Genomic DNA, 22208 nt, shown 5'->3' with positions numbered 1-22208 from the left:
CCGTCTAGAAACTGCTCAGAAAAATGAACAATTCCCAGGCGATGCGGGCCGAGGTGGGGCGAGACGGACTCCTGGTTCTCAGTCCAGCGTCGCCGCCTCCACCAGGCGTCGCGTATACGGCTGCTTCGGGTGGTCCAGCACCTGCCGCGCCGTTCCCTCCTCCACGACGTGGCCGTCGTGGACCACCAGGATGCGGTCGGCGATGTGCTGCACCATGCCCAGGTCGTGCGAGACCATGAGCATCGCCATGCCGGGGGTGCGCTCGCGGATGGCGGCGAAGGCGTCGAGGATCTGCAGGCGCGCCGCCACGTCGATGGCGCTCATCGCCTCGTCGGCCAGCAGCACGCTCGGCGAGGTGATCACCGCACGGGCGATGGCCACACGCTGCGCCTGCCCGCCGGACAGGTCCATGGGATACCGGTCGAGGAAGATGTCCGGGTCGAGCGAGACCAGGCCCAGGGCCTGGCGCACCTGCCACTCCACCGCGGCGCCGTCGAGCTTGCGGCCGTGCAGCCGCAGCGGTTCCGCCACGCTGCGCCGCACCGTCCAGCGCGGGTCGAGCGAGGCGAAGGGGTTCTGGTATACCACCCCCGACTGTCGGCGCAATGCAGCCGCCCCGTCCTTCGTGGCAATCGACCCGCCGCGGAACCGCACCTCGCCGCCATCCGCGCGCTCCAGGCCGAACAGGATGCGCGTCAGCGTCGACTTGCCCGAGCCGGAGCCGCCGATGATCGCCAGGCACTCCCCCGGCCGCACGCCCACGGACACGTCGAACAGCACCTGCCGCGGCGGCTTGCCGAATGACTTGTCCAGATGGCGTCCCTCCAGCAGGAAGCCGTCATGCTCGCCCATCGTCGTCTCCTTTCCCGCGGTGCAACGTCAGCTGCTGGGCGGCCATCACCAGCCGTTCGCCCGTCTCGCTGGCCGGCGATTCGAGCAGGGCCGCGGTGGCGCCGTGTTCCACGATCCGTCCGGCGTCGAGCACGTAGCAGTACTGCGTGGCGTGCGCCAGCACGGAGAAATCGTGGGTGATGAACAGCATGGAGGCGCCTGCCTCGTCCACCAGCGACACCAGCAGGTCCACGATCTGCCGTTGGGTGAGCGAGTCGAGCGCGGTGGTCGGCTCGTCGGCGATGATCAGCCGTGGGCTGGCCACCAGCGCGCAGGCGATGCCGACGCGCTGCTGCTGGCCGCCGGACAGCTGGTGCGGGCGGCGGTCGATGAGTTCCTCGGGCAGTCCGGCGCGTGTCATCATCGCGCGGACGCGCTGCCCGAGCTCCTCGCGGGACAGCGCGTAGTGCAGCCTGAGCGGCAGGGCGATCTGCTGGCCGACGGTGAGCAGCGGGTTGAGCGAGATTCCCGGGTTCTGGAAGACCATGCCGACCGCCGCCCCGCGCAGGGCGGCGAGGTCGGCGTCGCGCATGCCGACGACCTGTTCGCCATTGAGGTCGATCGTGCCGCTCACGTCGGTGCCCGGCGGCAGCAGGCCCATCATGGCGCGTGCGATCATCGACTTGCCGGAGCCCGAGGAGCCGATCAGCCCCACGCGCTGGCCGTCATGGATCTCCAGGTGCACGTCTTTTACGATCTGCCTGCCGGCGATGGCGATGCCGAGCCGGTCCGTCACGACTGCCATGTCATGCCCTCCTCAGCTGGGGATTGGCCAACGGGTCCATGGCGTCGCGCAGCGCGTCGCCGAAGAGGTTGAGCGCGACCACCATGAGCGTGACCAGCAGGCCGGGCCACAGCACGGTCTGCGGATTGATGTTGATGAACTTGACGGACGTCGCCAGGGAGTGGCCCCAGCTGGGCACGCCCGACGGCACGCCGACGCCGAGGTAGGTCAGGCCGCTTTCCGCGAGCACCGCGGTGCCTGCGGACAGCGAGCACTGCACGACGACGACCGGCATGATGTTGGGCACGACGTGCGTGAGGAACACGCGCGGCGCGCTGGCGCCGTTCGCGCGCGCCGACTCCACGTACATGCTGTTCGCCGCCAGCAGCGCCTGCGGGCGGGCGACGCGCGCCAGGTTCAGGCCGTAGCCGAAGCCGCAGGCGAGCACGATGACGGCGACCGAGGCACCCATGGGCACGGCCAGCATGAGCGCGATGAGCACGGTGGGGATGGAGATGAGCGCGTCGATGGCCACGACCGAGCCGTGGGCGAGCGCACCGGAGCGCGAGACCATGGCGGCGACGAGCAGCAGGCCGAGGGCGGCGGAGAAGAGCACAGTGAGGACCACGATGACGAGGTCGGTGCGCGAGCCGGCCATGAGCCAGCTGAAGACGTCGGCACCGGTGCCGTCGGTGCCGAGCCAGTGGCTCGCCGACGGCGCCTGCCAGACGTGGTAGCCGTCCGTCTCCATGAGGTCATACGGCGTCCAGCACAGGGAGACCAGGGACACCGCGATCCACAGTCCCAGCACGGTCAGGGAATACTTGCCCGCGGGCTGCCGCCACATGCTGGACAGCACGATTCGGATGCGGCGCATGCGCGTGGCGGTGTCAGTCATCGTTGGCCCCCAATCGCGGGTCGAGTGCACGGTGGGTCAGGTCGACGAGCAGGCCGATGACCAGGAAGAAGGCGGCCAGCAGGAACAGTTCGCCCTGCACGGCCACCAGGTCGCGGTGCCCGAGGTCGTCGACGAGTCCGCTGCCGATGCCGGGCAGCGCGAAGAGGTTCTCGATTACCATGACGCCGGTGACCATCTCCGCGAAGGTCAGGCCGACCACGGAGACGAGCTGCGGCATCGCCAGGCGCAGGCCGACGCGCAGCACGGCGTCGGTCCTGGTCATGCCGCAGGCCATGGCCATCTCGATGGTGCCGGTGGAGGCCACCGACTGCAGTGCGGAGCGCGTGTAGCGCATGATGGACGCGCCGACGATGATGCCCACCGTCAGTGCGGGCAGTACGAGCGCCAGGAGCGCCTGGCCGGGGGTGTGCCAGCCAGTGCGCGGGAAGCCGGTGGCCGGCAGGATGGGCAGGATGCCCGACCCCTTGGCGAACAGCAGGATGAGCAGCAGGCCGCCCCACAGGGCCGGCACGGCACCGCCGATGACCGCCAGGACCTGGAAGAAGGCGCGGGTGCGCGCCTTCCGGGCGAGCACCGCCGCGCAGCCCAGCGGGATGCCGATGGCGAGCGCCACCAGCAGGCCGAGGATGATGAGCGGGAAGGTGATGCGCGCACGGGTGGCGACCACGGCCGCCACGGACTGGCCGGTGAGCATGGTGGTGCCCAAGTCGCCGTGCAGCAAGCCGGCGATCCACGAGCCGTACTGTTCGGACAGCGGCCGGTCGAGCCCCAGCTGGTCGCGCAGTGCGGCGACCCGTTCGGGGGAGGCGTTCAGTCCGGCCATGATCGTGGCGATGTCGCCCGGCAGCACCCGCAGCGCCAGGAAGACGACGAGGGAGATGACGAGCAGCGCCACCACGAACAGGGCCAGCCTGCGAAGGAGGTATCTCATGGGATCCTTACTTGCCGGATACCGACGTGTAGGTGAGTTCGGCGAGCGGCATGACCGTCTGGTTCATGTTCAGCGGGAAGCCTTCCACACCCTTGGCGGTGGCGGTGGTCACGCGGTAGTTGAACAGCCAGTCGGCGGCGGCGTCTTGGGAGACGATGCGTGCGGCCTTCGCCAGCAGCGTGTCGCGCTCCTCGTCCGAGGTGGCGGCCTGCGCCTGGGCGGTGAGTCGCTGCACTTCCTCATTGTCGTAGTTGTAGTAGTAGTCGGGGTTGGACCACTGAGTGAAGTCGTGGCTTTCGTTGTGGTCCACGAGCGAGAGGTCGTAGTCCTTGTCCGTGTACACGTCCTGCAGCCAGGTGGAGAATTCGACCACGTTCACCTTGAGGTCGATGCCGACCTTGGCCAGCTGGCTGCGCAGCTGGTCGCCGATCTCGCTGCCGTAGGTGTTCGCGTAGGTGAGGGTGAGCTTGAGCGGATGGTCCTCGTCGTAGCCGGCCTCCTTGAGCAGTTCACGCGCCTTGTCCGGATTGTAGGGGTAGAGGGCGGTGAGGTCCTCGTAGCCGGGGTCGAGGGACGGGATGGGGCCGCCGAGCGCCCGGTCGGCGCCTCCGCGGGAGGCGATGAGCTCGTCGTGGTTGATGGCGTAGCGGATGGCCTGGCGCACGCGCCGGTCGGCCGTGGCCTTGCCGTCGGCATTGTTCATGCCCAGCACGTACTTGTCGGTGCCGTCGCCGGCGGCCACGACGTAGTGGTCGGTGTCCGAGGCGAAGGGTTCGGCCAGGGTGGCGCTGATGGGGGCGAGCACCTGCACGTCGCCGGACTTGAGGGCGTTGACCGCCGCATTGTCGTCGGCGAAGTACTTGATGACGATGGTGCCGGTCTTCGGCTTGGTGCCCCAGTAGTCCGGGTTCGCCTTGAGCACCAGGGAGCTGTTGGGCGTGAAGCTCTCCACCTCGTACGGGCCGGAGCCCACCGCCTGCGTCTTCGCCACGTACTTGGCGTCCTTGTCGAAGACGAGGCCGGCGCGGCCCGTGAGTGCCCACAGCAGGTTGGAGTAAGGCTTGCTCAGGGTGATGACGACGGTGTCGTCGTTGGGGGCGCTGATGGACTTGAAGTTCTTGAGCGCGTCGGAGTCGTGGTACTGCTTGTCCTCCAGCTCCTGGATGGACCAGACCACGTCCTCGGCGGTCAACGGGTCGCCGTTGGAGAAGGTGACGCCTTGGTTGAGGTGGAAGGTGTAGGTCAGGCCGTCCTTGCTTTCCTCCCAGCTCTTGGCGAGAGCGGGCACGACCTCGTTCTCGCTGTTGCGTGCCACCAGGCCCTGGTACACGTTGCCGATGAGCACCTGGTCCAGGGCGGATCCGGCCGTGTTGCGGATGTCGAGGTTGGTGGGGGCCAGTTTCAGGCCGATGGATACGGTGTCGGCCGGCTCGCCGGCGGTCGTGGCGGCGTCGTCGCCACGGCTCCAGGGGTGCCAGATGCATACCAGGATGAGGCAGATCACGGCCAGGAAGGCCACGGGGGCCCACCGTGCCCGGCGCGGGCCGCCGGAGGGCTGCTTGGCCTTGGACGCGAGGCTGGCGTCGGTGGTGAAGGATGCGTTGTCGTGTTCGGTTGCGCCGGCGTTGCCGTGCACACCATTGGGTTGTGTCATGGGTTCCCTCGTGTGGGTCGTCATTTCGGTCATGTTGCAAGGGTTGGCCGCCGCTGGGGTCGGCCACCACCCATGTATTGTAGGATAAGGTCGGTCTTTTGCTCCGGTGTGCCCCACACGCCGGCAGCGCAACGGAAACGGAATGAGGATTCGTCATGCTCATCGCAGTGGACATCGGCAACACCAACATCGTGCTTGGCTTCCTGGAGGGCGGCCGTACGGTCGGCACCTACCGCATCTCCACCCAGGCCAATCACACCTCCGATGAGTACGGGCTCATGATCCTGCAGTTCCTGCAGTTCTCCACCTTCCGCCCCGACGACGTGGAGGACGTGATCGTCGCCTCCGTGGTGCCCAAGGTCATGTATTCCTTCACCTCGTCCATCATCAAGTTCCTCCATCTCGAGCCCCTGGTGGTCGGCCCGGGCATCCGCACCGGCATGAACATCCGCATCGACGACCCGCGCACGCTGGGCGCGGACTGCCTGGCGGACTGCGCCGGCGCCTACGCGGCCTATGGCGGCCGGTGCCTGGTGGTGGATATGGGCACCGCCACCACCTACAACTACGTGGACGCGCATGCCACCATCACCTGCGGCCTGATCAGCACCGGCATCCGCACCGCCGCCGCCGCGCTGGCGGGGTCGACGGCGCAGCTGCCGGAAGTGCAGATTGAACGGCCGCGCTCCATTCTGGCCAAGGACACCAGGAAGGCGATCCAGGCGGGCCTGTACTACGATTTCCTCGGCGGCATCGAACGCATCATCACCCAGTTCCGCCGTGAGATCCACGAAGATTTCCGCGTGGTGGCCACCGGCGGCCTGTCCCGCGTCCTGGAGACGCCGCTGATCGACGTGGTCGACCCTGACCTCATCTTCAAGGGCATGGCCGCCATCTACGAACTCAACCGGTGACCCGCGTCGTCAGTCGACGACCGTGAACCCCTGGTTGGTGCCGTATTCCTTGAGGTCCGCCTGCCAGGCCAGGATGCCGTCGTGCAACGTGACCATGGGGAACGGTGCCTCGGGCTTGCGGTCCTCCCGGTAGAGCTGCAGGTCGTGCGCATAGTCGGCTTCGTCCCGCACCCACTGGTAGGCCGCCCCCACGGTGGCGTGGAAGTCCTCCTGCGCATACACGTCGAAGGGCAGGTAATGGTAGCGGGTGCCGACGTGGCTGGCGGCCTCGGTGAACACCTCGTTGTAGCGTTGGCCGCCGAAGTAGGCGATGTCGATGCCGCGGCCGTCGGCGACGGTGGTGCGGCCACGGAAGGCGGCGCTGCCGAGCGTGGCATTGTCCGCGGGGAAGGCGCCGTGGGCTACGCGCAGCTCGATGCTGTCCACGTCGTGGCACACGAAGTCCACGAACCGCATGGCGGCCTGCGGCTTGCGACTCGAGCTGAGCACGCCCAGCGCGGAGCCGCCGTTCTCGGCATTGGCATAGTTGCCGTACTTGGTGGGCATCTGCGCCACCCGCCACAGGCCGGCGCCGCCCGGCACCTCGGCCATGAGGACCGATGCCATCCATGCGCCGGCGAACATGGAGGCGATGCGGCCGTCCCCCACCGCCTGGCGCCAGGACTGCGACCGGGTGGACACCGTGGTGTCCACCAGACCCTCGTCGAGCATGCGCTGCCAGAACTGCGTGAATTCGCGGGTGCCGGCGTCGGTGTCCAGGGTGATGGACACCTCCTTGCCGTCGCGGGACGTGTGGTAGGGCGTGCCGCCGGACAGCCAGATCATGGAGTTGTAGAAGCTGGCCTCCCCCGAGTCCGAGGTGATGCAGACCCCGATGTCCTTGAGCTTGCGTGCGGCCCGGTAATAGTCGTCCCAGGTGCGGATCTGCGAGGCGTCGACCCCGGCCTCGCGGAAGAGCTCGTCGTTGTAGAAGAAGGCCATGGGCCCCGAGTCCAGGGGCACGCCGAAGGTACGGCCGTCGAGCCGCACACTCGACCATGAGCCGGGCGTGTAGAAGGAGCCGTAGCCCACCGTGTCGTCGGTGATGTCCCGCAGCTGCCCGCTCACGGCGTACTGTGGCAGCGCGTAGTACTCGACCTGCGCCACGTCGGGCATGCCATAGCCGTCCTGGATGGCCTGGTTGAGCAGGTCGTAGTCGGACTGCTCCACCAGCGTCACGTCCACGTCCGGGTTGAGCCGTTCGAAGCGGTCGACCAGCAGCTGCATGGACGGCTCCCACGACCACACGGTGATGCGCGTGCGTCCGTCGTCCTGCGCGCAGCCCGACAGGAGCGTCATCGCCATGGCGCACAGGACGGCAAGCCACCGTCGGCAATGCCTGGCTGCTGGACGCACTGTTGACTCCTTCGATGGGCGGGATCCTGCCAGCCCAGCATACCGCACGCGTTGCCTCCGTCCGTGTCTCAGGCCAGCGGCACCCGGGAGACGAAACGCCGTGGCTCCCCTGTCAGCGGGTCCGTGAAGCACAGGGTGCGGGCCACCAGCTGCAGCGGGTCGCTGAAATCGGCGTAGTCGGGTTCGCGGACCGTCGGATACAGGTCGTCGCCCATGATGGGCAGTCCCAGGCCGGCCATGTGCACGCGCAGCTGGTGGGTCTTGCCGGTGACGGGCTCCAGCACGTACCGGCACATCGGTGCGCCGAGCCGCGCACTGGCTTCGACGCGCAGTTCGGCGCGGTCGATGCGGGTGCGGGCATTCGGCGTGCCGGGGATCTCCCGGGCCTGCAGCACGGCGCGCTGCTTGTCGATGTGCGAGGCGCGCAGCAACGGGAACGGCCGGGGCGGCGCCAGCCGGACGGTCGTGCCGGTGCGCGGGCGCGTCACCGGCCGCGCCGGCGCCACGCATTCGTAGGTCTTGCGGACGCGGCGTTCCTGGAACATCATCTGGTAGGCGCCGCGGGCCGCCGGGTCGCGCACGAAGACCACGATGCCGGCGGTGAGCCGGTCGAGCCGGTGCGCCGGGGTGATCTGCGGCTCGCCGTAGCGTTCACGCAGCCGGATGAGCGCGCTCTGCCGGTACCACATGCCCCGCGGCGTCGTGGCCAGGAAGTGCGGCTTGTCCACCACGATGATGCGGCTGTCCTCGTAGACCACCGGCAGGTCGAAGGGGATGTCCGGCTCCTCGGTCACCCACCGGTGGCGTGCGGCATGCGCCTGGCTGCCGGTCATTCCACCGTGACGGACTTCGCGAGGTTGCGCGGCTTGTCCACGTCGTAGCCCTTCTGCTTGGCCATGTCCATGGCCAGCAGCTGCAGGGGCACCACGTCGACCAGCGGGCTCAGGAGCGTGGGGCATTCGGGACGCCAGAAGACGATGTCCGCGTAGCGTTCGACGTCGCGGTCGCCTTCCTCGGCGACGGCGATGATGAAGGCGCCACGCGCCTTGACCTCCTCGATGCCGGAGATGACCTTGGAATGCAGGATGTTGCGGCCGCGCGCGGACGGCACGATGAACACCACGGGCTCACCCTCGTCCACCAGGGCGATCGGGCCGTGCTTGAGCTCGCCGGCGGCGAAGCCCTCGGTGAAGGTGTAGGCGATTTCCTTGAGCTTGAGCGCGCCCTCGAGGGCGACGGGATAGCCGACGTAGCGGCCGAGGAACAGGAAGGACTGCGCGTCGACGAGACCGGCGACCGCCTTGGTCACGGCCTGCGGCTGCGTGTCCAGCACCCACTGGATCTTGCGGGGCATCTCCTTGAGGGAGTCGATGGTCTGGCGGATCTCGTCATGGAACACCGTGCCCTTGATCTGCGCCAGGTAGAGGCCGAGGATGTAGGCGGCGGTGATCTGCGCCACGAAGGCCTTCGTGGAGGCGACCGCCACCTCGGGGCCGGCGTGCGTGTAGAGCACGGCGTCGGACTCGCGCGGAATGGAGGCGCCCTGCGTATTGCAGATGGCCAGCACCTTGGAGCCCTGCTCCCTGGCATGGCGCAGTGCCATGAGCGTGTCCATGGTCTCTCCGGACTGGGAGATGGCCACCACCAGGGTGCGCGGGGTGAGGATGGGATCGCGGTAGCGGAACTCGTGGGCGAGCTCGACCTCCACGGGGATGCGCACCCAATGCTCGATGGCGTACTTGGCCACCATGCCCGCGTAGCTCGCGGTGCCGCAGGCCACCACGATGATCTTGTCGATGGCCTTGAGGTCATGCTCGTCGATGTGCACCTCGTCGAGGTTGATGTTGCCCGCGTCGTCCATGCGGCCGATGAGCGTGCGCTGCACGGCGGCTGGCTCCTCGTGGATCTCCTTGTCCATGAAGGAATCCCAGCCACCCTTCTCCGCGGCGGAGGCGTCCCAATCGACAGTGAAGATGTTCGCTTCGTCGGTCGGTTCGTTGCCTTCGAAGTCGGTGACGACGATCTCGTCGGCGCTGATCTGCACCGCCTGGTCCTGGCCGATCTCCATGGCGGTCTTGGTATACGCCACGAAGGCGGCCACGTCGGATCCCAGGAAGTTCTCGCCGTCGCCCACGCCGACGACCAGCGGCGAATCATGGCGAGCACCGACCACGATGCCCGGCTGCCGCGCGTCGACGGCCAGGATGGTGAAGGCGCCCTCGAGCATGCGGCTCATGAGGCACATGGCCTCCAGGAGGTTGGGTTCGCCGGTCTCGGCGATCACGGTGTCCACGACCTTGCCCAGCAGCTTGGCGGCCACCTCGGTGTCGGTCGCGGAGACGAAATGGTATCCCTCGGCCTGCAGGTCGAGGCGCAGCTGGGAGGCGTTCTCGATGATGCCGTTGTGGATGATGGCCACCTTGCCGTCGCGGCTGCAGTGCGGATGTGCGTTCACGTCGTTGGGCTCGCCGTTGGTGGCCCAACGGGTGTGCCCGATGGCGACGGTCGCATCGGGCAGGGGGTGGCGCTCGATGTCCTCCACGAGGTTGGACAGGCGCCCCGCCTTCTTGCGCACGGCCACACGGCCCATGCCCGGCGCCGTCAGTGCGACCCCGGCGGAGTCATATCCGCGGTACTCCAGTCGCTCCAGGCCCTGGAGGCAGACGTCGAGCGGCTTCATTGACGGGGTGGTGACATTCCCCGCATATCCTACGATTCCACACATACCCACCTAGCATAATGGAAGCCCATCAAAAGCGCATGCGCTGGGCGTGGAATCCTCACAGGGTATCCATGAAGGCACCGTCCCGACCCGGCAGCGTTCCGTGGCACCGCCCCCGTAGCCCGTGCAGTGGCGGCTCCCCTGACGGCCAGAGACCGTGTCCTCGGTGCCGGAACGCAACCTGTGCCTTCTCTCTCGCCCACTGGCATTCTATGGCCGTTCTGTCAGGGATGCCATCATGTGTAGTTCAGCGGACTACAAATGTTCGTTCGAACAGTTTTTTCGCTGCTCTTGTGCGGTAGATGTGCGTTTCGGGGGCCCGACGTCACATTCCCGTCTTCTTCGCCCAGACGGCCACGGCTTCCCGCCTTGAACGCACGTCCAGCTTCCTGGCCGCGCGGCTCACATACGTCTTCACCGTGGACGAACTGACGCCGAGCCGCTCGGCGATTTGCCGCGTCGAAAACCCCTGGACGCACAGGTCCATCACCTCACGCTCGTTGTCGGACAGCAGGAGCATCGCCGGCTTCTCCTGCGAGGTGAGGCGCGCATGGGCGGCCGCGGCCGTCTCGAAGGAACCGCCATGCTCCATGTGCATCGGCACTCCCCTGACCAGCAGGCAGACGGCGCGCACCAGATGCTCGATCTCGTCCTTGGCCACGATGCCCTGCATGCCGCTGTCAAAGGCTTCACGTTCATAGACATAGGGATCGTAGGATGTGGCACCCAGGACAGGCACGTCCCCGTCCTCGAAGCGGATGGCTGAGGCGAGCTCGAAACCCGACATCCCCTTCATGGAGATGTCCGTGATGACGATGTCAGGCTTGCTGTTGATGCCCGCCATGCATTTGCGGAAGGTCTCCAGGCCCTCGTCGCCGCTGCGGGCCGTCCAGGCAATCGTGAGCCCCGGCTGCTTGGCGATGATCTTGGCCAGCAGGCTGAGCACCAAGGAGTCATTGTCCACCAACGCCACCTCGCAGCGGTGAGGCGAATCCTCGTTTCCCTGCACCTGAGCCATGTGCGCGAATCCCTCCCGTCGTCGTCCCACCTGTCCCGTGGCATCCATGCGGCGGGAAGGGGAAGCATCCCGCCCCACCGCATGGACAAGTCGTCAAAGCACGTGCTGCAGGAAGTCCCTGAACCGTGGCTCCTTCGGCTGGTCGATGATATCAGGACCCCCCTGCTCAACGACCACGCCGCCATCCATGAAGACGATCTGGTCCGCCACTTCCCGGGCGAAACCGATCTCATGGGTGACGACGACCATGGTCATGCCGTCGGCGGCCAGCTGGCGCATCACCGTGAGCACCTCCCCCACCAGTTCGGGGTCCAGGGCGGACGTGGGTTCGTCGAACAGCATGATGTCCGGCTTCATGGCCAGGGCGCGGGCGATGGCCACGCGCTGCTGCTGGCCGCCGGACAGCTGTCCGGGATAGTAGTCGAGTCGGTCCGCCAGACCGACCCTGGACAGCTCCTCGACCGCCAGCCGGCGCGCTTCGGCCTTGCCCATGCGCTTGACGTGCACGGGCGCCTCCATGACGTTCTCCAGTGCCGTCATGTGCGGGAAGAGGTTGTACTTCTGGAAGACCATGCCGAGCTTGGCACGCTGCTGGGCGATCTCCTTGTCGTTGAGCAGCTGCAGCTGACCGTCGGGACGCGTCTTGACGCCGATGCGTTCGCCGTCCACCTCGATCTCGCCGCCGGTGATGGTCTCCAGCTGGTTGATCAGGCGCAGGAACGTCGACTTGCCGGAGCCGGAGGGGCCCAGGATCACGGTGACGGTGCCGGGCATGACGGTCAGGTCGATGCCCTTGAGCACGTGCAGGTCGCCGAATGCCTTGTGCACCTGGGTGGCCTTGACGGCGGGGACCGCATCCTTGGTCGTGGTGTCTGCCATCGTCTTGTCCTCCTCGCGTTATGCCGTGTACCCGGCGAATACCGCCTCGTTGGTCTTGTCCACGTCGTCCTTGGGTTCGCCCTCGGTCTTGCCCGGCAGCGGCGGCTGCTTGCCGCGCGTGCCCACCGGACGTGCCTCGTAGCCCTTGCCGAAGTGCTTCTCCAGCATGGACTGGCACACCATGAGGATGGAGGTGATGAGCAGGTACCAGATGCAGGCCACCAGCAGCAGCGGGATCGGCTTGTAGATGCGGTTGGCGATGGCGTTGGTGGCGTACTGCAGCTCGAGCGTGAACGGCACCGCCAGCACCAGGGAGGTGGTCTTGAGCATGCCGATGGTCTCGTTGCCGGTGGGCGGGATGATGATGCGCATGGCCTGGGGCAGGATCACGCGTCGCATGATCATGGAACGCTTCATGCCAAGGGCCTGCGCGGCCTCGGACTGTCCGGGGTCGACCGCCTCGAGGCCGGCGCGGACGATCTCCGCCAGGTAGGCGGCCTCGTTGAGGGCCAGGCCGAGCCATGCGGCATTGAAGGCCGTGATGACGGCCTGCGAGTCGATGCTCCAGAACTGGATGCTGGTCAGCGGGATGCCGATGGACAGGCGCGGGATGAGCACCGCGAACAGGCCCCAGAAGACCAGCTGGGTGTAGACCGGGGTCCCGCGGAAGAACCAGATGTAGAACCAGGAGACGCCGCGGAGCACCGGGTTCGGGGATTTGCGCATGATGGCGAGGATCACCGCGAGGATGATGGCCACCACCATGGAGATCACCGTGAGCAGCAGGGTGTAGCCGACACCCTCCAGTACGCGCTCGTTGAAGAGGTACTTCCAGACGACGTTCCATTCGAAGCGCGGATTGGTGATCAGGCCCTTGACGAGCATGGCCGCGAGGATCGCCACGACGATGGCGGCCACGACCTGCCCGGTACGCTTGACCGGCTTGGCGTGCACGCGGTTGGGAATCGGCAGTCCCTCGCCGTCGGGTTCAACGTGATGAGGCATCGTTCTTGCTCCTTGCCTTGCGCGTGCCTGTGCTCAGTCGAGGTCGGAGGGGTTGATTTCCGCCTTGTCCAGCGCGCCGGATTGCACGCCCCAGGCCTCGAGGACCTTCATGTAGGTGCCGTCGTCCATGAGGTGCTGCATGCCGGCCTGCACGGCCTTGGCCAGTTCCGTGTCGCCCTTCTTGATGGCGATACCCTGCTTGACCTCGCCCTCGGCACTGCCCAGCTCCTCGAGCTGGCCGTCGGTCTGGGTGATGGCGTAGCCGGCGACCGGGGAATCCGCATAGAAGACATCAGCCTTGCCGGTGACTACGGCGGTCGCGGCATCGGTCTGCAGCTTGCTGGGCAGCACTTCCACGGCCTTCTTGCCGTCGGCCGCGCACTGCTGCTTGATCTCGTTGGCTTCCTCTTCCTGGGTGGTGCCCACCTGGACGGCGATCTTCATGCCGCACAGGTCCGAGGTGTCCACGTGCTCCGGGTTGCCCTTCTTCACCGCCCACATGGAGCCGGCCTTGTAGTAGCTCACGAAGTCGACCGCGTCCATGCGCTCCTGCGTGATGGTCATGGCGGTGATGCCCAAGTCGTACTTCGAGCCGACCGACGGGACGATGGAGTCGAAGGTGGAGGAGACGATCTCGGTCTCCAGTCCGAAGACCTTGCCCAGCGCCTTGGCCAAGTCGACGTCGTAGCCCTCGGCCGTCTTGCCGTCATCGCCCACGAACTCCGCGGGGGCGTAGGACAGCTCCATGCCGACGGTCAGCTTGCCGAATTCACGGATTTTCTCGGGCACCATGGCGGCGATGGCATCGTCCTTCTTGACCTGTGAGACGTCGAAGTTCGCCTTCGCGGCATCGCCGGCATCACCGGCCGTCTCGTCGGTGGTGCCGCAGGCCACCGTGGATACCAACATCATGGCGGACACGGCAACCGCCGCGAACCTCCTCAAACCACGCATGCTCATCTGGGTTGTCTCTCCTCGAATCCGGTCCCGTGCGGGAGGCGGTGCTGGGTGCAAAATACAGCGATAGTGTGATGACGCTATGCTACGAATCGGTTAACCGTCCCACGGGTGAATATTCATCGACGTACATGCATAAATGTACAACCATGATTATGCGATGGGCGGAATGCCGCCCGATGTTACTCACTGACGTCGGTCGGGTTGATCTCTGCCTTGTCGATGGCGCCGGACTGCACGCCCCATAGTTCGAGGATCTGCGCATAGGTGCCGTCATCCATGAGCTTCTGCATGGCCTTCTGCACGGCCTCCGCGGTCTGCGTGTCGCCCTTGGCGACCACGATGCCCTGCTTCGTCACGCCCACGTCCTCGCCAAGGGATTCCAACTGCCCGTCGGTCTGTGCGATGGCATAGCCGGCGACCGGCGAATCGGCATAGAACGCCACGGCCTTGCCCGTGGCGACATTGGTGGTCACATCGGTCTGCAGCGCACTGGAGAGGACCTCCATCTCCTGCTTGCCGTCGGCCTTGCACTGTTCGTTGATCGCCGTCACTTCCTCCTCCTGGGTGGTGCCCGTCTGCACGGCGATCTTCAGTCCACACAGGTCCGAGGTATCCACCTGGTCGGGGTTGCCCTTGCGGGTGACCCAGGTGGAGCCGGCCTTGTAGAAGCTCACGAAGTCCACGGCGTCCATGCGCTCGGGGGTGATGGTGAACGAGGAGATGCCCAGGTCGTACTTGGAGCCGACCGAGGGGATGATGAGGTCGAACTTGGAGACCTTCTGCTCCGCTTCCAGGCCCATGACCTTCGCCAGCGCCTTGGACATGTCCACGTCGAAACCGACCGGCGTCTTGCCGTCCTCGGCCAGGAACTCGGCCGGGGCATAGGAAGTGTCCATGCCGATGGTGAGTTTGCCGTCCTCCTTCACCGAGTCGGGCACCAGGGCGGCGATGGTCTCATCGGTCTGCACCGTGGACACGTCGAAGCCCCTGTCGGCCCCCGCGGTTGCCGCGTCGGCGGTCCCGTCCACGTCGCTGGTCCCGCAGGCGGATGCGGTGGCGCACAGTGCCACCGCCATGGTCAATGCGGTGATGGTCTTCCAATGCTGCTGCTTCATGCTCTCGTCCCTCTGATGAATGGTTCTCGACGCCGGGCAACGCCCGGAACTGCCTAGAACCATACGAAGACGATGCTACGGGAACGTGACGCCGTCCACCCAGTGGACAGCGCCTCATGAGATTTTGTTCAAAAAACGAACAATTTCTCATGCTGAGGGGATGCTCACCCATGCGCATGCATGTTGCGGTAGCGCAGCACGCGCTGCGCCTCGCGCTTGTCCTGCTCCTCACGCAGTGCCTGGCGCTTGTCGTATTCCTTCTTGCCGCGGGCCAGGGCGATCTCGGCCTTGACGCGGCCGTCCTTGAAGTACAGGTGCAGGGGCACGATCGTGACGCCCTTGGCCTGCACCTGCCGTGCCAGCTTCTCGATCTGCGCCGCGTGCAGCAGCAGCTTGCGCTTGCGCTTGGGCGCATGGTTGTTCCAGGTGCCGTTGAGGTATTCGGGGATGTTGGCTCCCTCGAGCCAGATCTCGCCGCGCTTGTCGATGCTGATGAACGACTCGGCCAGTGAGGCGCGTCCCTCGCGCAGGGACTTCACCTCGGTGCCCGTGAGCACGATGCCTGCCTCATAGGTGTCCTCGATGGCGTAGTCATGCGTGGCGCGCTTGTTGCGCGCGATGACCCTGTTGCTGTCGTCTTCCTTCTTCGTGGCCATGCTTGTCAGCGGTTTCCTTGTGGCTCAGTGGACATACCAGAACTGTCCGGGGTTGGATAGTGTGCGATTCGTGATGGTGTACAGGCCGGCCACGTTGGATTCCGAGATGGTCACGGAATTGGCGCCCACGCTTTCCACGACCGCCACATGGCCCCACGGGACGGAAGCCCCGGCCTGGCCGGGCAGGAAGGACAGCGCGGCACCCACCTGCGGTGTGTGGTCCACGCGCAGGCCGTAGCTCGGTGCGGTGCTCCACCAGTCGCCGCCGTTGCCGAGATAGGACGGCGTGCCGATGCCCATCTGCTTGCGGCGTTCGTAGGCCCACCAGGTGCACTGGCCGGCGGCGTAGGCATTGCCGTAGTCGCCGTTGGAAGTGCCCTGGCCGCCCGAGGAACCGCCGGACGGGGCTGTCGGCGTCGACGGCTGCGTAGGCGTCACCGGCGTGGAGGGGGCGGCAGGCGTCGTGGTCTGCGCCGGCCGCGACATCGTGGTCTGTGCAGGCGTGGAAGTCGTATTGGCAGCCGGCTGGGTGGTGCCCTGGGGCACCTGCTGCTGGACCTTGGCCGCTTCGGCTGCCTGTTCGTCGATCCACTGCTGGTTGAGGGAGTCGATCTGCGACTGCAGCATGACCTGCTTGGCCGCCTGCTGGGCGGCGGCGTCCTGCAGTTCGCTCGAACGCGATTCCAGTTCGCTGCGCAGCTGCTCGCCCTTGGCGCGCTTGGCTTCGAGTGCGTCACGCTCCGCCTGTGCCTGGGTGGCGCTCTGCTGGGCCGCGGCCGACTTCGTGTCGGCGTCGGTCTTGTACTTGGCGATACGTTCCTCAATCGCCTTGAGCCGGTCGGAACGGTTCATCGACGTGCTCAGGTCGTCGGCGGCCTCGGATGCGGCATTCGCCTCGTTGCGGCTCAATGCGTCGCGCGACTGCATCTGCTGGATGAATTCCTTGGTGTCGGTCGCGCCGGTCATCACGCTCATGAGGTCGGAAGTGTCCGAACCGTGCATCGACTCGCGCGCGGACTGGGCCACGGCCGCGTGGGCATCGTCGTAGTCCTCGCCGGTCTCCTTGATCTTCTCCTCAAGCTCGGCCTTGTCCTTGCGGGCGGCGCTGAGGCGCTCGGCGGCGGCGTCCGCCTCGTCCTTGGCTGCGGCGGCTGCCGCGTTGGCCGCGGTCACCTTCTCCTGGGCCGCCGGGATCTGCGTGTTGGTCAGGTCGTCGAGTTCGACCACTTTGTCCGACAGGTCGCTTTTGACGCCCTTGAGCTGCTCGCGCAGCTGCGCCTCGCGCTGTGCACTGGCCTGCTGGGAGTTCTGCGCGCTGACCAGATCGCTGTAGGTGTCCGCCTCGGCCGTCGGCACCACCGTCGGCACGACCAGCAACGACGCGCACAGCGCCACCGCGCAGCAGGCAGCCGTCCACGGTTTGCGTGTCACGGAATGCTTCATTCCCAATCCCTTTCGTACGACAAGCTCACCCCTACCCTAGCATGCCCCGCCGGGTATGGTCGAGCCATCTTCACTACGCCTTCAAGTACCGTCGCAGGGCCACGGTGGAGGCGATCACGGAGAGCAGGACGGCGCCGGCGACCAGCACCGGCGAGATGGCCCATACCGTCGACTGCGTCACGAAGGGCAGCCAGGTAATCGACTTGGCCAGCCAGTCGGTGACGAACACCTTCACCAGGAGCATCAATGCGCCGCAGGACAGCAGCGAGCCGAGCAACGCGGCCGCCACGCCTTCCAGCACGAAGGGCAGCCGGATGGTCCAGTTCGAGGCGCCGACCAGACGCATGATCTCCGTCTCCTCGCTGCGGGAGGCCGCCGACATGCGGATCGTGGTGCCCGTGAGCATGATGGCCACGAGCACCATGACGGCCGCCAGGGCCGCCGTGGCCACGGTCGCCCTGTTGAGCACGGCGAAGACCGGCTCGAAGATCTGCCGCTGGTCCACGACCTCCTCGACGCCCTCTCGGCCAGAGAGGACCTCGGAGACCACCTTGTACTTCTCCGGATTCTTCAGCTTGAGCCACAGTGAGTCCTGCATGTCGGCGGCGGTGAGCGTGCGGCCCTGGTACTGCCCGTTGGGGTACTGCTTGGTGAAGGAGTTGTCATAGAACTCCTGCTTGCTCATGAAGGTGACCTCGGAGACGTCGTCGCCGAGCTCGGACTGGATGACCTTCTGCAGGTCGTTGATCTGCGCCGTGGTGGCGGCCTTGCCGGTGGAGCAGTTCGCCGACTGGCTCGTGCCGTCGGGGCACAGCCAGACCACGACCTCGACCTTGTCGTACCAGTCGCCCTTCGCACGGGTGATCTGCGCCTGCGTGAGCAGGGATGCGCCGATGAACAGGAAGGAGATGAAGGTCACGAGCATGACGGACAGCAGCATGGGCACGTTGCGGCGCAGGCCGGTCCAGGTCTCGGAAAGGATGAAACGGAATCGCATGGCTGCTCACTCCTGCGCACTGGTGGATGGTTGGGATGCCGGAGGACGGGGCGGGCCCGGCCGGGTCGGCGGCTTCGGCGGTGCCGGCGGCATGGCCTGCGTCGGATCGGCCGGCGGACGCGGGATGGATGCCGTGCGGGCCGCCTCTGCGGACTGGGCGTCGGGTTCGGCCTCGTCCCGGGACGGCGTGCCCGTGACGGATGCGTCGGAATCGGGAATCTGCGTTTCGTCGCTGGTGTCCCCCTCGGAGTCGCCGGTGGTCACGGCAGCTTCGGCACCGGCCGCGGCGACCGCCTCGTCCGGTGCGGCGTCCTGTCCGTCGTCGTCGGCTTCCTTGGCTTCCATGTCCTCCAGCGACAGACCCGTACCCCACGTCAGGGTCTCCTCGAGCGGGGCGAACGCCTCGCCGTAGCGTCCGGTCTTGCCGGCGTGCACGGACTGGGCGAGCCGGGCGATGCCCTCGTCGGGGGCGCCGCTGCGCAGGGCCTCGTCGACCTGGTCGACCACGATCCTGGCACGGTCCACGCGCTCGAGCTTGCCCAGCTGCTCCGCGGACACGCTGTGTCGTCCCACGGACGTCCCTGCCGACGTCGCCTCGCCGGAGATGGCCTCATGGGCGTTGGCGGCGACCTGGCCGTCCGGGAAGTACAGGGCCGAGTCATAGACACCGGCGGCCTGGTCGCGCACGATGTGCCCGGCGTGCAGCTCCACCACGCGCTTGCGCATCGAGTTGACGATCTCCTCGTTGTGCGTCGCCATCACCACGGTGGTGCCCGTGCGGTTGATGGCGTCCAGCACCTCCATGATGCCCAGCGACGTGGTCGGGTCGAGGTTGCCGGTGGGCTCGTCGGCCAGCAGGATCTGCGGATGGTTCACGTAGGCGCGTGCGATGGTCACGCGCTGCTGCTCGCCGCCGGACAGCTCGTTGGGCTTCTTCTTCTCCTTGCCCTCCAGGCCGACGGTCTTGAGCACCTTGGGCACCAGGGAACGAACCGCGGACCGCGAGGTGCCGATCACCTCGAGGGCGAAGGCCACGTTCTCCCACACGGTCTTGTTGGGCAGCAGCTTGTAGTCCTGGAACACGAAGCCGATCGAACGTCGGTACTGCGGCACCTGCTTGCCCGCCATGCGACGCAGGTCGTAGCCGCCCACGCGGATATCGCCGCCGGTGGCCTCCTCCTCGCGCAGCAGAAGGCGCAGCAGCGAGGTCTTGCCCGAGCCGGATGCGCCTACCAGGAAGACGAAGTCGCCGCGGTCGATGTGCAGGTCGATGTCCGCGAGCGCCGGCCGCGTGGAGTTCGGATAGATCTTGTTCACGTGGTCCATCGAGATCAGTGCCATGGCTTCTCCAATCCAACCAGGGTGGCGTATGTGCCCGTTACTCGTCGCCGTTCTCGGCGGCCTCGCGGCGCTGTTCGTGGCGCCAGCGGATGCCGGCCTGGATGAAGTCGTCGATGTCGCCGTCGAAGACCGCCTGGGTCTGGCTGGTCTCCTGGCCCGTGCGCAGGTCCTTGACCATCTGGTACGGGTGCAGGACGTAGGAGCGCATCTGGTCGCCCCAGCTGGCCTTGATGTCGCCGGCGAGCTCCTTCTTCTTCTTGGCCTCCTCCTCGTGGCGCAGCACGAGCAGGCGCGACTGGAGCACGGCCATGGCGGCGGCACGGTTCTGGATCTGCGAGCGTTCGTCCTGCATGGTCACGACGATGCCGGTGGGAAGGTGGGTGATGCGCACCGCCGAGTAGGTGGTGTTCACGCCCTGTCCGCCGGGGCCGGAGGCGCAGTAGGTGTCCACGCGGATGTCGCTCTCCGGCACCTCGATGTGGTCGGTGGCCTCGACGAGCGGCACCACTTCCACGGCTGCGAAGCTGGTCTGGCGGCGTCCTTGGTTGTCAAATGGGGAGATGCGCACCAGGCGGTGGGTGCCGCCTTCCACGGAGAGGCGTCCGTAGGCGTAGGGGGCGTCCACCTGGAAGGTGGCGGACTTGATGCCGGCCTCCTCGGCGTAGGAGGTGTCCATCACCTTCACCTTGTAGCCGTTGCGTTCCGCCCACCGCAGGTACATGCGCAGCAGCATCTGCGCGAAGTCGGCGGCGTCGACGCCGCCGGCGCCGGAACGGATGGTCACGACGGCGGATCGTTCGTCGTATTCGCCGTCCATGAGGGTCTGGATCTCCATGTCGTCGAGGTCCTTGGCGATGGCCTCGATCTCGGTGTGGGCCTCGGCCAGGGTGTCCTCGTCGTTCTCCTCCCGGCCGAGCTCGACGAGGGTCTCCACGTCGTCGAGGCGGCTGGTGGCGCCGGCGAGCCGCTTGAGCTGCGACTGCACGGCGGACAGCTTGGAGGTGACCTTCTGGGCATGCTCGGGATCGTCCCACAGGCCGGGCTCGGCCGCCTGCACCTCGAGGTCCTGTTCGTCCTTCCTCAGGCGGTCCACGTCGAGTGCCTCGGCGATGGCGTCGTACTTCGCGCGTGCGTCGGCGATGGCCGCGCTGTAATCAAATTCTGCCATGATGTCCTTCGTCGCTGTGCCGGTCGCGCGGGTCGCTGGTGCGGCCGGTCATTGTCATTGGTTCTGTTCACATATGTACGGGGAATCCGTGCCGTCCTCGGCACGTGCGGTTCGCGGCGCCGTCAAAGTCCGGCGAGGACGAACGGTACGGCGCAACCCAGCATCATGGCGGCGACGATCACAATGGCCACGATGCGTGCGCCATTGCGTCCCTCCCGCTGCCGGTCCCTGTCATGTCGATTCGCGCTCACAAGCCGATAGTGTAGCGCAATGGCTGCCCTTGTTCGCTCTTGCATGACCCGGGAATATCCATGGGATGACGGACCCGACGGCACATGGTGCCGTGCGGGTTGTAAGGTTAGGGGCGCGAGGAGCATCCCCTTTTCGGTAAGGAGCAACAATGGCAGAGCAACACAACGCGTGGGGCTGGGGCCTGGCGAGCATCGACGCCGCCGGCAACACGCTGGACGTGTGGTACCCGACCCTGACGATGGGTGCCGCCCCGGCTGGAAGCGCACGTCCGAACCACGGCTTCGGCGCGCTGGTGCATGAGGGGGAGGACCGTCGCGGCGTGCGCCGCGTGCCGGTCTTCACCGAGGTCGATTTCGACGCGGACATCGAGTCCGCAGCCGACGCGTACGCGCGTCTGCACGCGCTGAGCATGCGCCTGGTCAAGCCGAACACCATCAACCTCGAGGGCATCTTCGGCGCGCTCAACAACGTGGTGTGGACCACCATGGGCCCCTTCGCCGTGCAGGACTTCGCGCTGCGCCGCCTGGACGTGATGCAGCAGAACGCCTCCGACGGGCTGCCGTTGCAGAGCGCGGACGTGAACGTGCTGTCCGTGGACAAGTTCCCGCGCATGCTCGACTACGTGGTGCCCGGCGGCGTGCGCATCGGCGACGGCGACCGCGTGCGCCTCGGCGCCTACCTGAGCGAGGGCACGACCGTGATGCACGCCGGCTTCGTGAACTTCAACGCCGGCACCCTCGGCACCTGCATGATCGAGGGCCGCGTCTCGCAGGGCGTCGTGGTGGGCGACGGCTCCGACGTGGGCGGCGGCGCCTCGATCATGGGCACGCTCTCCGGCGGCGGCAAGCTGCGCAACTCGATCGGCGAGCATTCCCTGCTCGGTGCGAACGCCGGCATCGGCATCTCCCTGGGCGACCACTGCGTCGTGGAGGCCGGCCTCTACGTGACCGCCGGCACCAAGATCGAGGTCTTCGACAAGGAGAAGGCCGCTGCGGGCGTCCCCCTCGACGTGGTCAAGGGCGCCGACCTGAGCGGCAAGGACAACATCCTGTTCATCCGCAACTCCCTGACCGGCGCCATCCAGGCGCGTCCCCGCAAGGTAGGCATCGCGCTGAACGGCGAGCTGCACAAGAACTAGAAGAAATTGTTCATTTTTTTGAACAAAATCTAGGGGCGGAGGCGGACGCGCCGGATTGTCGTCGCCGTCGGCGACGACAATCCGGC

21 protein-coding genes are annotated in these 22208 nt (G+C 66.8%); 2 read left to right on the top strand and 19 right to left on the bottom strand.

Going from position 1 to position 22208, the window contains the following annotated elements; translation table 11 throughout:
• Window positions 1-78 precede the first annotated feature (78 nt).
• Genes BCUN_RS09695 through BCUN_RS09675 form a run of 5 tightly spaced genes read right to left on the bottom strand, consistent with a single transcriptional unit; the run spans window position 79 to window position 5119 of the window.
• Entirely contained in the window at window positions 79-852 is a 774-nt protein-coding gene (locus BCUN_RS09695) for an ABC transporter ATP-binding protein (protein WP_033516318.1), read from the bottom strand.
• Complete coding sequence (locus BCUN_RS09690) at window positions 839-1636, bottom strand: ABC transporter ATP-binding protein (RefSeq protein WP_033516317.1); 798 nt, start codon at window positions 1634-1636, stop codon at window positions 839-841. The genes BCUN_RS09695 and BCUN_RS09690 overlap by 14 nt, the downstream gene beginning before the upstream one ends.
• Before the next feature lies 1 nt (window position 1637).
• Window positions 1638-2513, bottom strand: a complete 876-nt coding sequence (locus BCUN_RS09685) for an ABC transporter permease (protein WP_051921019.1) — start codon at window positions 2511-2513, stop codon at window positions 1638-1640.
• Entirely contained in the window at window positions 2506-3465 is a 960-nt protein-coding gene (locus tag BCUN_RS09680; protein ID WP_033517390.1) for an ABC transporter permease, read from the bottom strand. The genes BCUN_RS09685 and BCUN_RS09680 overlap by 8 nt, the downstream gene beginning before the upstream one ends.
• 7 nt (window positions 3466-3472) lie before the next feature.
• Window positions 3473-5119 carry an ABC transporter substrate-binding protein gene (locus BCUN_RS09675; RefSeq protein ID WP_033517391.1) on the bottom strand — a complete coding sequence of 549 codons (1647 nt, stop codon included), beginning with the start codon at window positions 5117-5119 and terminating at the stop codon, window positions 3473-3475.
• Between the two features lie 155 nt (window positions 5120-5274).
• Between BCUN_RS09675 and BCUN_RS09670 the strand changes: the two genes are divergently transcribed.
• Window positions 5275-6033: a type III pantothenate kinase gene (locus BCUN_RS09670; RefSeq protein ID WP_033517392.1), complete on the top strand. Its 759-nt coding sequence runs from the start codon at window positions 5275-5277 to the stop codon at window positions 6031-6033.
• 9 nt (window positions 6034-6042) lie between these two features.
• On the opposite strand, the gene BCUN_RS09665 is transcribed toward BCUN_RS09670, so the two are convergent.
• The 14 genes from BCUN_RS09665 to BCUN_RS12920 all read right to left on the bottom strand — a co-directional run bounded on the left by BCUN_RS09665 (window position 6043) and on the right by BCUN_RS12920 (window position 20983).
• Window positions 6043-7377 (bottom strand): ABC transporter substrate-binding protein, encoded by a 1335-nt coding sequence (locus BCUN_RS09665; protein ID WP_051921018.1) that lies wholly within the window; start codon window positions 7375-7377, stop codon window positions 6043-6045.
• Window positions 7378-7496: 119 nt separating this feature from the next.
• Window positions 7497-8222: a pseudouridine synthase gene (locus tag BCUN_RS09660; protein ID WP_033517404.1), complete on the bottom strand. Its 726-nt coding sequence runs from the start codon at window positions 8220-8222 to the stop codon at window positions 7497-7499.
• A 35-nt stretch (window positions 8223-8257) separates the two neighbouring features.
• On the bottom strand, window positions 8258-10153 hold the full coding sequence (glmS, locus tag BCUN_RS09655) for a glutamine--fructose-6-phosphate transaminase (isomerizing) (protein ID WP_033517395.1): 1896 nt from the start codon (window positions 10151-10153) through the stop codon (window positions 8258-8260).
• Window positions 10154-10475: 322 nt separating this feature from the next.
• Window positions 10476-11168 carry a response regulator transcription factor gene (locus BCUN_RS09650; RefSeq protein WP_160257650.1) on the bottom strand — a complete coding sequence of 231 codons (693 nt, stop codon included), beginning with the start codon at window positions 11166-11168 and terminating at the stop codon, window positions 10476-10478.
• Between the two features lie 93 nt (window positions 11169-11261).
• On the bottom strand, window positions 11262-12047 hold the full coding sequence (locus BCUN_RS09645) for an amino acid ABC transporter ATP-binding protein (RefSeq protein WP_033517397.1): 786 nt from the start codon (window positions 12045-12047) through the stop codon (window positions 11262-11264).
• A gap of 18 nt (window positions 12048-12065) precedes the next feature.
• Window positions 12066-13052 carry an amino acid ABC transporter permease gene (locus BCUN_RS09640; protein ID WP_033517399.1) on the bottom strand — a complete coding sequence of 329 codons (987 nt, stop codon included), beginning with the start codon at window positions 13050-13052 and terminating at the stop codon, window positions 12066-12068.
• 33 nt (window positions 13053-13085) lie between these two features.
• Window positions 13086-14006, bottom strand: a complete 921-nt coding sequence (locus BCUN_RS09635) for an ABC transporter substrate-binding protein (RefSeq protein ID WP_033517408.1) — start codon at window positions 14004-14006, stop codon at window positions 13086-13088.
• A 185-nt stretch (window positions 14007-14191) separates the two neighbouring features.
• Window positions 14192-15127 (bottom strand): ABC transporter substrate-binding protein, encoded by a 936-nt coding sequence (locus tag BCUN_RS09630; protein ID WP_033517400.1) that lies wholly within the window; start codon window positions 15125-15127, stop codon window positions 14192-14194.
• Window positions 15128-15291: 164 nt separating this feature from the next.
• The gene (gene smpB, locus BCUN_RS09625; protein WP_033518056.1) at window positions 15292-15783 is read right to left on the bottom strand and encodes an SsrA-binding protein SmpB; all 492 of its coding nucleotides are present in this window, start codon (window positions 15781-15783) and stop codon (window positions 15292-15294) included.
• 24 nt (window positions 15784-15807) lie between these two features.
• Entirely contained in the window at window positions 15808-17226 is a 1419-nt protein-coding gene (locus BCUN_RS09620; protein WP_081895663.1) for a CHAP domain-containing protein, read from the bottom strand.
• A 73-nt stretch (window positions 17227-17299) separates the two neighbouring features.
• Window positions 17300-18223, bottom strand: coding sequence for a permease-like cell division protein FtsX (ftsX, locus tag BCUN_RS09615; protein ID WP_033518057.1), 924 nt, complete (start codon window positions 18221-18223; stop codon window positions 17300-17302).
• A gap of 6 nt (window positions 18224-18229) precedes the next feature.
• Window positions 18230-19564: a cell division ATP-binding protein FtsE gene (gene ftsE, locus BCUN_RS09610; RefSeq protein ID WP_033518058.1), complete on the bottom strand. Its 1335-nt coding sequence runs from the start codon at window positions 19562-19564 to the stop codon at window positions 18230-18232.
• 37 nt (window positions 19565-19601) lie between these two features.
• Window positions 19602-20732: a peptide chain release factor 2 gene (gene prfB / locus BCUN_RS09605; RefSeq protein WP_033518060.1), complete on the bottom strand. Its 1131-nt coding sequence runs from the start codon at window positions 20730-20732 to the stop codon at window positions 19602-19604.
• A 122-nt stretch (window positions 20733-20854) separates the two neighbouring features.
• Window positions 20855-20983, bottom strand: coding sequence for a hypothetical protein (locus BCUN_RS12920; RefSeq protein WP_274518388.1), 129 nt, complete (start codon window positions 20981-20983; stop codon window positions 20855-20857).
• Window positions 20984-21132: 149 nt separating this feature from the next.
• On the opposite strand from BCUN_RS12920, the gene dapD reads away from it, so the two are divergent.
• On the top strand, window positions 21133-22122 hold the full coding sequence (gene dapD, locus BCUN_RS09600; RefSeq protein WP_033518062.1) for a 2,3,4,5-tetrahydropyridine-2,6-dicarboxylate N-succinyltransferase: 990 nt from the start codon (window positions 21133-21135) through the stop codon (window positions 22120-22122).
• Window positions 22123-22208 lie beyond the last annotated feature (86 nt).

This window comes from Bifidobacterium cuniculi (assembly GCF_000741575.1).
GTDB classification, from domain to species: domain Bacteria; phylum Actinomycetota; class Actinomycetes; order Actinomycetales; family Bifidobacteriaceae; genus Bifidobacterium; species Bifidobacterium cuniculi.
Note: the sequence above shows the minus strand (reverse complement) of the source record. Positions and strands in the feature narration are given on the sequence as shown.

Bases quoted from the DNA above. Each gene is read 5' to 3' on its own strand.
- BCUN_RS09690 (WP_033516317.1), bottom strand. From the start codon at position 1,636: ATGGCAGTCGTGACGGACCGGCTCGGCATCGCCATCGCCGGCAGGCAG.
- BCUN_RS09685 (WP_051921019.1), bottom strand. From the start codon at position 2,513: ATGACTGACACCGCCACGCGCATGCGCCGCATCCGAATCGTGCTGTCC.
- BCUN_RS09645 (WP_033517397.1), bottom strand. From the start codon at position 12,047: ATGGCAGACACCACGACCAAGGATGCGGTCCCCGCCGTCAAGGCCACC.
- dapD (WP_033518062.1), top strand. From the start codon at position 21,133: ATGGCAGAGCAACACAACGCGTGGGGCTGGGGCCTGGCGAGCATCGAC.
- BCUN_RS09630 (WP_033517400.1), bottom strand. From the start codon at position 15,127: ATGAAGCAGCAGCATTGGAAGACCATCACCGCATTGACCATGGCGGTG.
- glmS (WP_033517395.1), bottom strand. From the start codon at position 10,153: ATGTGTGGAATCGTAGGATATGCGGGGAATGTCACCACCCCGTCAATG.
- BCUN_RS09675 (WP_033517391.1), bottom strand. From the start codon at position 5,119: ATGACACAACCCAATGGTGTGCACGGCAACGCCGGCGCAACCGAACAC.
- prfB (WP_033518060.1), bottom strand. From the start codon at position 20,732: ATGGCAGAATTTGATTACAGCGCGGCCATCGCCGACGCACGCGCGAAG.
- BCUN_RS09640 (WP_033517399.1), bottom strand. From the start codon at position 13,052: ATGCCTCATCACGTTGAACCCGACGGCGAGGGACTGCCGATTCCCAAC.
- BCUN_RS09650 (WP_160257650.1), bottom strand. From the start codon at position 11,168: ATGGCTCAGGTGCAGGGAAACGAGGATTCGCCTCACCGCTGCGAGGTG.
- BCUN_RS09695 (WP_033516318.1), bottom strand. From the start codon at position 852: ATGGGCGAGCATGACGGCTTCCTGCTGGAGGGACGCCATCTGGACAAG.
- BCUN_RS09670 (WP_033517392.1), top strand. From the start codon at position 5,275: ATGCTCATCGCAGTGGACATCGGCAACACCAACATCGTGCTTGGCTTC.
- BCUN_RS09635 (WP_033517408.1), bottom strand. From the start codon at position 14,006: ATGCGTGGTTTGAGGAGGTTCGCGGCGGTTGCCGTGTCCGCCATGATG.
- BCUN_RS09665 (WP_051921018.1), bottom strand. From the start codon at position 7,377: ATGGCGATGACGCTCCTGTCGGGCTGCGCGCAGGACGACGGACGCACG.
- BCUN_RS09680 (WP_033517390.1), bottom strand. From the start codon at position 3,465: ATGAGATACCTCCTTCGCAGGCTGGCCCTGTTCGTGGTGGCGCTGCTC.
- ftsX (WP_033518057.1), bottom strand. From the start codon at position 18,223: ATGCGATTCCGTTTCATCCTTTCCGAGACCTGGACCGGCCTGCGCCGC.
- BCUN_RS09620 (WP_081895663.1), bottom strand. From the start codon at position 17,226: ATGAAGCATTCCGTGACACGCAAACCGTGGACGGCTGCCTGCTGCGCG.
- ftsE (WP_033518058.1), bottom strand. From the start codon at position 19,564: ATGGCACTGATCTCGATGGACCACGTGAACAAGATCTATCCGAACTCC.
- smpB (WP_033518056.1), bottom strand. From the start codon at position 15,783: ATGGCCACGAAGAAGGAAGACGACAGCAACAGGGTCATCGCGCGCAAC.